The following is an 815-nucleotide window of genomic DNA, read 5'->3' on the forward strand; positions in this document are numbered from 1 at the left end:
GAATAACGATAAAAGGCCGTCTAAAACTTTTTCAGACGGCCTTTTATCGTTATTCAGCATCAAAACCTTCAATCTTCCGTATCCACTCTTCCTTTTCCTCCTCGCTCAAAAACGAAGCGCGGAACGAATTGGTGCACAAGGTTTTGATTTCTTCCGCACTCAAATCTAAAGCCTCGGCAAGCGCTTCAAAATTGCGGTTCATATAGCCGCCGAAATATGCCGGATCATCGGAATTGACGGTTACCAAGACGCCACGTTGCAACATACGGCGCAAATTGTGTTTCGCCATTTCAGGGAACACTTTTAATTTCAAATTGCTCAATGGGCAAACGCTCAAGGGCATTTGTTCTTTAATCAAACGCGCCATCAACGCCTCATCTTCTTCCGCCCGTACGCCATGATCGATACGGCGGACATGCAGCAAGTCCAAAGCCTCATAAACATATTCGGGCGGGCCTTCTTCTCCAGCATGTGCCACCGTCAACAAACCCTCCGCCTGCGCCTGCGCAAACACGCGCTCAAACTTAGACGGCGGATGCCCCAATTCGCTCGAATCCAAGCCTACGCCAATGATGTGTTCTTTATAAGGCAAAGCCTGATTTAAGGTTTCAAATGCGCTTTCTTCCGACAAATGGCGCAGGAAACACATAATCAAACGCGTACTTATACCCCATTGCTGTCCGGCTTCATGACAGGCGCGGACAATGCCGTTAATCACGGTTTCAAACGCCACACCCCGCGCAGTATGGGTTTGCGGATCGAAAAATATTTCCGTATGCACGACATTGTCTTCACGGCAACGCTCAAGATACGCG

At 48.6% G+C, this 815-nt stretch carries 1 protein-coding gene; it reads right to left on the minus strand.

All coding sequences use genetic code 11. The features are described from left to right. Nucleotides 1-49 precede the first annotated feature (49 nt). Nucleotides 50-815: adenosine deaminase (locus ACTHUM_RS15955; RefSeq protein ID WP_440403416.1), on the minus strand; the 766-nt coding region annotated here is incomplete at its 5' end.

Source organism: Neisseria sp. P0021.S006, from assembly GCF_051956895.1.